Genomic DNA, 5,351 nt, shown 5'->3' on the forward strand with positions numbered 1-5,351 from the left:
GCCGGACAGGCAGGCTGCGGCATCGTCGGCTTTCAAATCCTGCAGCAGGCCGGCGGCGCGGATGGAAAACAGCCGCGAGGTGACATCGCCACCATCAGCCAATGCGGTTTCGCACCAGCGACGGAAGAACGGATTGTCCGATGTGACCGGCTTGGGTTGCTCGCCGAGCGAATGGCGCAGGATCGAATGCGCGGCAAGCACGGAAAACAGCTCGCCGGTCGGCCAGGTGCCGAAGCCGGTGACAGTACCGTCCTCGACCAGCACCCATTTCGAATGGGTGCCGGGCATACAGACCAGCTGGCGTCCCTTGGCCGGCAAGCCAGCGCCGGCAAGCTGGGTTTCCTCGCCGCGCATGACGTCGGGCGCGTCAGTCAGTCGCTGGGCAAGGCCCGGAACGATGCGGATGTCGTGGCTCTGGCCGGGCACGCTGGCGGCACCCGCAAGGATGGCGCTAAGCGGCGCCGGCACGGTGACATAGGGTGCTTCCAGCCAGCCCTGGCGGGATCCGGCCATGCCGCAGATGATGACGGGCAGCGCCGCTGGTGCTCCCATCGCCGCCAGATGCCCTTCGAGGATGGTCGAAAAGCCCTTCTGCTGCGCCGTGATCAGGCCATCGTCGCCACGGCGTTCGGCAAGCACCTTGCCTTGCCCGTCTATCAGCCAGACCCGCATGCGGGTCGTGCCCCAGTCGACGGCGGCGACCGCCGGTGCGTTGCCGGCTGGGTTCACAGGAAACCTCCATCGACGACCAGCATCTGCGCTGTCAGCATGCGCGAGGCGTCCGAGGCCAGGAACAGCACGGTGCCGACGATGTCGTCGGGCTGCATCACCTGCTTGATGCATTGCTTGGCGACATGGGCGGCAAGCCCCTGTTCGGTCACCCAGAGCTCCTTCTGCCTCTCGGTGATCACCCAGCCGGGCGCAATGGCGTTGACGCGGATGCCGTCGACACCGAGCTTGCCGGCCAGCCCCTTGGTCAGGCCGAGGATACCGGCCTTGGCGGCCGTGTAGGACGGCATGTCAGGGTGGTTGATCAGATAGGATGTCGAGGTGAAGTTGATGATCGAGCCGCCGCCCGCCCGCTTCATGCCCGGCGCCACCGCTTGCGCGGTGAAGAAATGCGGCCTGAGATTAATGGCCTGGTTGTTGTCCCAGAACTCGACCGTCACGTCCTCGACGGCGTGGCGTTCATCCCAGGCCGCATTGTTGACCAGCACGGTGACATCGCCATGCGCCTCGGCGGCCTTCGCGGCGGACGCCCGCAGGGCCTCGACGTCGCGCAAATCGGTCTTGAGATAGAGAGGCCGGCGGCCGAATTCTTTCTCAATGCGGTCGGCAAGAGCCGTGCTTGGGCCGTCGGCGATGTCGATAAAGGCGACATTGGCACCCTGGCGCACAAATCCCTCGGTCAGGGCAGCGCCAATTCCGGAGCCGCCGCCGGTGATCAGCACCGAGGCTCCTTCGAGGTCGGCAAAATGCGCCGATGGCATCATCGTTCTTGTCTCCCAGCGCATGACCCCGAAAATCGGATCGAATTTCGGAAAGGGATCATGCGCAAAATGTAAATTGCTACAGCGTCCTTTGCGCGTCCAAAAGGACGCGCGGCGCTGTAGCGTGATCGGCGCGCATCCTAGCCACGCAAGGCGCGCGGGCAAGGGCGAACCGCCGGATTTCTGGGCTTATGTCAGACAAAACGACAATGCGCCGCACCGGATGCGCACAGCGGCAGCACCAGGATTGCGGATCACGGGGATCGCCGGTCAGATCGCCTTGGCGCGCAGGGCGCCGCGGAAGGAATCGCGGAGATAGCCGAGCGTGGCGTCGGCATCGACCGGCTTGCCGAACAGATAGCCTTGCCCGCCGGCACAGCCGAACTGGACCAGGCGATCGGCCTGCGCTTCCTGCTCGATGCCTTCGGCGACGACGTCCATGCCGAGCCCCTCGCACATTGCGAGAATGGCGCGGATGATGTGTTCCGAGGGACGGTCGTCGAGAATGGAGGAGACGAAGGCGCGATCGATCTTGAGCTTGTCGAAATGGAATTCGCGCAGACGGCCGAGCGAGGACTGGCCGGTGCCGAAATCGTCGAGCGAGACGCGGATGCCGACGCGGCGCAGATCCTCGACGATCTGCGCGGCAGAGGCCGGGTCGTTCATCAGGCCGGTCTCGGTGATCTCGATCTCCAGCCGCCGCGGATCGAACCCGGTGCGATCGAGGATCGCCAGTATGTGCAGGCCGGTGTTCTGGTCGACGAGCTGCGATGGCGACAGGTTGAAGGACAGGAACAGGTCCTTCGGCCAGCTTCTGGCCGCTTCGGTCGCCTTGCGCAGCACCAACTGCGACAACGGGCCGATGATGCCGCGCTCCTCGGCGATGGGAATGAAGACGGTCGGCGGCACCGAGCCGAGGTCGCGATCGGTCCAGCGCGCCAGCGTCTCGAAGCCGATGGTGCGGCGCGTGGCGAGATCGACGATGGGCTGGAAATGCGGCTCCACCTCGCCGGCCGAGACAGCCCGGCGCAGCGCCTGTTCGATGCGGGTGACGCGCTTGGCCGCCTCTTCCATCTCACGGGTGTAGACGACGACGCGGCCACGGCCGGAACGCTTGGCGTGGTAGAGCGCCGTCTCGGCCTTGTTGATGAGGATTTCCGTGGTCTCGTCGCCCGAATAGAACAGCGAGCAGCCGACCGAGGCCGAAAGCCTGGCGGTGCGTTCGCCGACATCATAGGGCGCCGACAGGATCTCGATCAGCATGCGCGACTTTTCGGCCGCCGCCTCCTCGCTGAACACCAGGGGATAGAGAAAGGCGAATTCGTCGGCACCGATGCGGCAGACCGTGGAATGGCCGTCCATCGAGGCGCGCAGCCGCATCGCCACCTGGATCAGGATATCGTCGCCGGCCTTGTGGCCGAACAGATCGTTGATCGGCTTGAAGCCGTCGAGGTCGAGAATGCCGACGGTAAAGGGCGCGGGATCGTCGGCACGGTCGGCGATCAGGCGATCGACCTTGTCGAAGAAGCGGCGATGGTTGCCAAGCCCGGTCAACGGATCGGTGAATGCCAGATCCGTGCTCTCCCTGTTTGCCTGACCGGTGCCAAACGAAGTTTGCATCGGTGTCCCTGTTTTGTGACGTCGGAATTTATTTTCAGACTGGCAGCAAACCCTTTAGGAAACGTATCGCGAAATCGATTTTCCACGGGCAACCGCGACTGTTTCGAAGGATCGATGAAAGCAGCGCATTCGGGTGTCGGATGCCAATCCTAGGAATGTCGCGATTGGCAGACGGGCAGTGAGCCTGTACAGGCAAGACAGTCGTCCATCCGAGCCGCCGGAGACCCGCCATGAAGCTGAAAATCGCCGTCCAGATGGACCACATCTCCACAGTGTCGATCGCCGGCGACACCTCGTTCGCGCTGTCGCTGGAAGCGCAGCGGCGCGGCCATGAGCTGTTCCACTACACGCCGGATCGGCTGTCGTTGCGCGACGGCAAGGTGTTTGCCCGCATCGAGGAAATGCAGGTGCGCGACGAGAAGGGCAGCCACTATTCGCTGGGCGAGAAGGTGCGCACCGACCTGTCGGAGATGGATGTGGTCCTGCTGCGCCAGGATCCGCCCTTCGACATGAACTACATCACCACCACGCACATCCTGGAGCGCATCCATCCGAAAACGCTCGTGGTCAACGACCCGGCCTGGGTGCGCAACAGCCCGGAAAAGATCTTCGTCACCGAATTTGCCGACCTGATGCCGGACACGCTGATCACCAAGGATCCGCTGGAGGTCGCCGCCTTCCGCAAGGAGTTCGGCGACATCATCGTCAAGCCGCTCTACGGCAATGGCGGCGCCGGCATCTTCCATCTGCTCGAGGGCGACCGCAACCTTGCCTCGCTGCTGGAAATGTTCGGCCAGATGTTCCGCGAACCCTACATCGTGCAGCGCTATCTCAAGGACGTGCGCAAGGGCGACAAGCGCATCATCCTGATCGACGGCGAGCCGGTCGGCGCCATCAACCGGGTGCCGGCCGAGCATGATTCCCGCTCCAACATGCATGTCGGCGGCCGCGCCGAAAAGACCGAACTGACGGAGCGCGAACGCGAGATCTGCGCCCGCATCGGCCCATCGCTGAAGGAGCGCGGCTTCATCCTGGTCGGCATCGACGTGATCGGCGACTACATGACCGAGATCAACGTGACCTCGCCGACCGGCGTGCGCGAGGTCAAACGCTTCGGCGGCGCCGACATCGCCAGCCTGTTCTGGGACGCGGTTGAGGGAAAGCGCGGGTAAGCCGTTTTCATTTTGTCTTAACCATGTTCCGTTTTTGCAACCGCGCTCAATTCCGCTGCAACCCGAGCGGTCATGCGTTCCCGTAATGTTCTTGATTTGACCGGGGAAGTGTGATTGTCTTCCCGGCGGGCCATTCCTGGCCTGATCGCAGGGGCTGGGGCCAGCCTGAATTGGGGTTGCACGATGGTGGCGCGGGTTCGCACGGTCGCTTTCCAGGGCATCGAGGCCGTGCCGGTCGACGTGCAGGTGATGATCGCGCCCGGCAAGGTCAACATGCACATCGTCGGCCTGGGCGACAAGGCGGTGGCCGAAAGTCGCGAGCGGGTGCAGGCCGCGCTGCATGCTTCCGGCCTGTCGATGCCGTCGAAGAAAGTCACGGTCAATCTGGCACCGGCCGACCTGCCGAAGGAAGGCAGTCATTACGACCTGCCGATCGCGCTTGGCCTGATGGCTGCCCTTGGCGCCATTCCGGGCGACATGCTGGCCGGCTATGTCGTGCTTGGAGAATTGTCGCTCGACGGCACGATTGCCGCGGTCGCCGGCGCCTTGCCGGCGGCGATCGCCGCCAATGCCGAGGGCAAGGGCCTGATCTGCCCGTTCGCGTGCGGGCCGGAAGCGGCCTGGGCGGGCAAGGAATTCGACATTCTGGCGCCGCGCAGCCTGATCGCCATCGCCAACCATTTCCGCGGCACGCAGGTGCTGTCGCGGCCGGAAGCCGGCATCCATGCCGCCGCTCTGGATTTGCCTGACCTCGCCGACATCAAGGGCCAGGAGACCGCCAAGCGGGCGCTGGAAGTGGCCGCCGCCGGTGGGCATAATCTGCTCATGATCGGACCCCCGGGATCCGGCAAATCGATGCTGGCGCAGCGGCTGCCGTCGATCCTGCCGCCGCTGGCGCCGAAGGAGCTTCTGGAAGTCTCGATGATCGCCTCGGTGGCGGGAGAGCTCGGCGAAGGTAAGCTGACCGACCGGCGGCCGTTCCGCGCGCCGCACCACTCGGCCTCGATGGCGGCGATGGTCGGCGGCGGTATCCGCGCGCGGAACGGCCGCCGGTCGGTCAGCTTACCTT

The 5,351-nt window shown here is 64.6% G+C and carries 5 protein-coding genes; 2 read left to right on the plus strand and 3 right to left on the minus strand.

Annotation, left to right across the window (positions count from 1 at the left end; translation table 11 throughout):
* The 3 genes from EOB59_RS33535 to EOB59_RS33545 form a co-directional block, all read right to left on the minus strand.
* The coding region (locus tag EOB59_RS33535) for a 2-dehydro-3-deoxygalactonokinase (protein WP_128290219.1) at positions 1–729 on the minus strand (729 nt) is incomplete at its 3' end.
* Entirely contained in the window at positions 726–1,493 is a 768-nt protein-coding gene (locus EOB59_RS33540) for an SDR family oxidoreductase (RefSeq protein ID WP_024502164.1), read from the minus strand. The genes EOB59_RS33535 and EOB59_RS33540, both read right to left, overlap by 4 nt.
* Positions 1,494–1,760: 267 nt before the next feature.
* Positions 1,761–3,110 (minus strand): EAL domain-containing protein, encoded by a 1,350-nt coding sequence (locus EOB59_RS33545; protein WP_127382164.1) that lies wholly within the window; start codon positions 3,108–3,110, stop codon positions 1,761–1,763.
* 230 nt (positions 3,111–3,340) lie between these two features.
* On the opposite strand from EOB59_RS33545, the gene gshB reads away from it, so the two are divergent.
* Positions 3,341–4,282, plus strand: coding sequence for a glutathione synthase (gene gshB / locus EOB59_RS33550; protein ID WP_127808436.1), 942 nt, complete (start codon positions 3,341–3,343; stop codon positions 4,280–4,282).
* Between the two features lie 183 nt (positions 4,283–4,465).
* Positions 4,466–5,351, plus strand: an 886-nt coding sequence (locus tag EOB59_RS33555) for an ATP-binding protein (protein ID WP_164895831.1), incomplete at its 3' end; no start/stop codon positions are given.

It is taken from the genome of Mesorhizobium sp. M7A.F.Ca.MR.176.00.0.0 (assembly GCF_004023165.1).
GTDB lineage: Bacteria > Pseudomonadota > Alphaproteobacteria > Rhizobiales > Rhizobiaceae > Mesorhizobium.